Annotated in this window: 4 protein-coding genes; 1 reads left to right on the forward strand and 3 read right to left on the reverse strand. The window is 58.5% G+C overall.

What is annotated here, in order from left to right; genetic code table 11:
* Positions 1-140 precede the first annotated feature (140 nt).
* Positions 141-794 (reverse strand): cobalt-precorrin-8X methylmutase, encoded by a 654-nt coding sequence (locus NW843_RS12820; protein WP_414523134.1) that lies wholly within the window; start codon positions 792-794, stop codon positions 141-143.
* A gap of 101 nt (positions 795-895) precedes the next feature.
* Between NW843_RS12820 and NW843_RS12825 the strand changes: the two genes are divergently transcribed.
* Entirely contained in the window at positions 896-2,014 is a 1,119-nt protein-coding gene (locus NW843_RS12825; protein ID WP_414523135.1) for an alpha/beta fold hydrolase, read from the forward strand.
* A 126-nt stretch (positions 2,015-2,140) separates the two neighbouring features.
* Here the strand turns inward: NW843_RS12825 and NW843_RS12830 are convergent, their stop codons facing one another.
* Entirely contained in the window at positions 2,141-2,788 is a 648-nt protein-coding gene (locus NW843_RS12830; RefSeq protein ID WP_011431889.1) for a flavin prenyltransferase UbiX, read from the reverse strand.
* A 166-nt stretch (positions 2,789-2,954) separates the two neighbouring features.
* Complete coding sequence (locus NW843_RS12835; RefSeq protein WP_414380997.1) at positions 2,955-3,494, reverse strand: hypothetical protein; 540 nt, start codon at positions 3,492-3,494, stop codon at positions 2,955-2,957.
* Between the last annotated feature and the right edge of the window lie 543 nt (positions 3,495-4,037).

Raw genomic sequence — 4,037 nt, forward strand, 5'->3', positions numbered from 1 at the left:
GCCTCAAAGCGCTCAGCCGACCGCTGCTGCTCGGCCCGCATTTCTTGGATTTGTTCTTGTTGTTGCTGAAGGTTGCGAATCAGCCACTCCTCTTGTTCTGGGGTCATGGGAAAGGTCTGAAGATATCCCTTCAATTCTAGTCAGTTGGGGATGGGATCCCGTTGAGCTGCCAAGAGAAGGGCATTGACAATGGCAGCAGCAACTGGGGATCCGCCTTTGCGGCCCTCCACCCGAATCTGGGGAACATCCGTTTGCGCCAACGCCTGCTTGGCCTCTTCCACCGCCACAAATCCCACCGGCACTCCGATCACCAAAGCCGGCTTGACCCGCTGTGCCTGAATCTCCTCCACCAAAGCCAGCAACGCGGTGGGGGCATTGCCAACGACAAACAGGGCTTCTGGATAGCGGCGTGCCAAGTTCACCATCCCATTGGCGGCGCGGGTTTGACCGGGCCAACGGGGCTCCTCCACCCAGTCCAAAGCACAGTAGAGGGGGATCCCTTGGGCTTTCAGACCTGACTGGATCCCAGCTGCCACCATCCTGACATCGACAATGACAGGCTGCTTTTGCCGTAGGGCTGCCAGGGCGTGTTCAACGGCGTTGGGGCCGAAGAAAAAGCGATCCCGCAGCTCAAAGTCGGCAGTGGCATGAATGGCACGGCGCACCACCTCATAAGGGATCCCTTGCCAGGGGTGGGGGCCAATCTCTTGATCGATCTGGCGGAAGCTGGCAGCAGTGATTGGGTCTACCTGGAAGGCTTCATTCATTGGGTCTGGAGTCAGGGGCACAGTCATGCTGGCATGTCCTGGAAGATATAGAAGAACCGGTGGCAAAGTACGTCCTATTAAATGATGAGCCGAGGAAACCACTAAGATTGGTCTAGCCTAAATTGGAGATGAGCCTATTGTTATCACCCACTTCTCCCTTGCACGGACTCGACTCCCATCCTTCCCCTTCTGCTCGGGTCGGCGCCAATTCCGTCGGCGCTCCCGGTTTCTCCTCTGTTGATGCGCCCTCCCCTTCCCCAACGGGTAGCGACAGGGATCCCTTGTCGGCTTTGCCTCGCTACGGCTACTCCCAAACCTGGCATTGGCGGGGCTGGCCCATCCATTTCACCTACACCCCCAGTCGCGCCCAAACCCTTGCCGGTGTCGTCAACTTGACGGCAGCTCCGGCCCTTTTAATCCATGGATTTGGAGCGTCAGTGGGTCATTGGCGCCACAACATTCTCCCTCTGGGATCCCAGCGCTCCGTCTATGCCCTCGACCTGCTGGGATTTGGCAAGAGTGCCAAGCCGGAGATTGCCTACAGCGTTGATCTGTGGGTGGAGCAGGTACACGAGTTTTGGCAAACTCACATTCAGCAGCCCAGCATCCTGGTGGGCCATTCCATCGGGGGCTTGGTGGGAGTCATTGCCGCCGCCCGCTATCCCCAGATGGTGAAGGGCCTGTGCTTGATTAGCTGCGCCGATGGGCCCCATCCGGAAGAATTGCCCTCTCCCTGGGATGCTCTGGTGCGAGCCCTCTGCGAAGGGATTCTGTCGTTGCTGGGGTGCCCCCTCACTTATCCCCACCTCTTCAACTGGCTGCGACAAACCGAGGTGCTACGAGCTTGGATCAAGAATGTCTACAAGCGGGATGAGCAGGTGGATGACGAGCTGGTGCAGATCTTCCAGAGACCGGCCTTTGAGCCGGGGGCAGCCCACGTGTTTTTGGACGGTCTGAGGGCCATTCTCTGCCGCCGCTTCGACAGCCCCAAACGCCTGCTGCCCACCCTAAAAATGCCTATCTTGCTACTTTGGGGCCGAGAAGATCCGGCAGTGCCCAGTTTTTTGGCAGACCAATTTAAGCGCTGGCAACCTGCCCTCACCTTGGTGAAGCTGCCGGGAGTAGGCCACTGCGCCCACGACGAGCTGCCTCACTGGGTCAACACCCTCATCGGGGAATGGGCGGCCAGTCTGGAGACCTGCCCTGACTTGCCCACCCCCCTTCAGCGGGATCCCCGAGTCGGCTAGCTCAGCAAGTGATCTGAGCTATTCCCGGCAAGGTGCCACAAGTGAGGGCTATCGGCACAGGGCCCCCCCCAGCTTGGAACACCCCCAAGCCAAATCCCAGCCTGCCGCCGGGAAAAGGGATCCCGCTCAGAGATCAGGGGGCAGCTTGAGGATCTGATGCTGGCGCATCCCCTGCCAGCGGCGAATGAGATCGCCATCAATACCGAACTGATCCAACGCCTTCACCACCACAAAATCCACCAAATCTAGGATGGTACGCGGCTGGTGGTACCAAGCTGGAATGGCCGGAACAATGCGCGCCCCCGCTTCTGCCAGAGTGGTCAAGTTGCGCAGGTGGATCAGGCTAAAGGGGGTTTCCCGCGGCACCACCACCAAGCGTCGTCCCTCCTTGAGCTGCACATCAGCAGCCCGCTCCAGCAGATCCGAGCTCAAGCCGGCAGCCAACTTGGCAACTGTACCCATGCTGCACGGGATCACCAACATCCCCTGCGTGCGATAGGAGCCACTGGCAATGGTTGCCCCCACATCCTGCCAGCGATGACAAACTAGGGATCCACCGCTGCTCTCGGCTTGCTGTCGCCAAAAGTGGGCCTGCTTGCGGGGGTCTGTCGGCAGCAGCACCCCTTGTTCTCCCTGCCACACCTGATAGGCCGCTTTGGAGGCCACCACTTCGACGCGGTAGTCCAGGCTGAGCAGAACATGCAGAGCGCGCACAGCATAGAGCATCCCTGAAGCGCCTGATACGCCAAGGATGATGGGCAGAGAGGATGTCAAGGGCCGCTGGGGAACGTCTTCTGCTCAAGTCTAGCGAGGGGAGCCGTCCCTCGCCTGCTCAGGAGATCCCTAACCCACCGCTCCAAAAGACTTGCACAACGCGGGATAAAAATGCTCCTGGCACAGGTTGAAGGCAGCGCTCAAGCCCCAGTCTGACTCTTCTCTGTTAGGTCTGCAGATTTTGCCGCCCGTTGCGGATCACCCGTAAGGACTCCACCAACCGCAACTCCAAGTCTTGCAACACCTGATCCACGTAACGGTGGGCCTCCCGCTGCAGGCGCTCCGATTCCTGCAGTGTCTGTCGCCGCACCTCCTCACTATGTTGATAGGCTTGTTGCAATAACTGCTCCGCCTGAGCTTGGGCCTGTCGCAGAATCGCCGATTCGTTGAGGAGCTGCTCAGCCCTACGTTGGGCCGCGGCCACAATTTCTTGGGCGTAGCGATTGGCCTCTGCCAAGATCCGATCCCGCTGGCGCAGCAGTTCCTCCGCTTCCTCCAGGGCTGTCGGCAGGTTCAGGCGGATAAAGTCTAACTGCTCCAGAATCTTTTCCTCTTCAATAAGGGTGCGAGACCAAAACAGGCGAGGGCTACTGAGAATGGCTGCCTCCAATTGATCCAGGGCCTCCTGGACGCGCATCAGAGCCAGGGTCTGATCCCCAAAGGGTACGCCGGCACGATTGGAAGGATCAGAGGGCAATTCTCGCATCAGTCTATGAAGAGGGGAGGCTGCACTGAGCAAAAGAGCAGATCAGGCAGGATAACGCCTACCATATCAGGTTCTCGGTTTCCTGAATCTGCGCAGTCTCCCCTTCGCTCCAACCACTCTTCGTGAAGTAGATGTTCTTTTTGATATGAGGGGACGATGGACTTTCTCCCTCGCGGAGGCTGTGAGCCAAGCGGCAGAGAGGCTGCTTACCGGTCGGTTGGTGCCACAGCGGCTGGGGAGCCGAGGTTGCTCGGCTGCCAAAAGAGCGCCAATGGAGGAGATTTATAGTCATTTTGAATAGGAATAAAACATTTCCGTTGCCTTGCTCTCCAACCCCCCTCTCCCAGAGAGATGAGCTGGGGGGTCGCGGCAGCGGCGCGGAGCGTTTGGGGAGTGTCCCAATCTAGTTTGAGATGACTACACTTTTTGAGTTGCCGCCAGTTCCCTGAAGATGGCCAGCCTCCAGATGGTTGACAGCTACCTATGGCACACTGAGAAAAAAGGAGCATGACTCTAGTCAATAATAAGCTCAACTATACTGAA

This window comes from Synechococcus sp. R5-12, from assembly GCF_047502655.1.
In the GTDB taxonomy this organism is placed as follows: domain Bacteria; phylum Cyanobacteriota; class Cyanobacteriia; order Thermostichales; family Thermostichaceae; genus Thermostichus.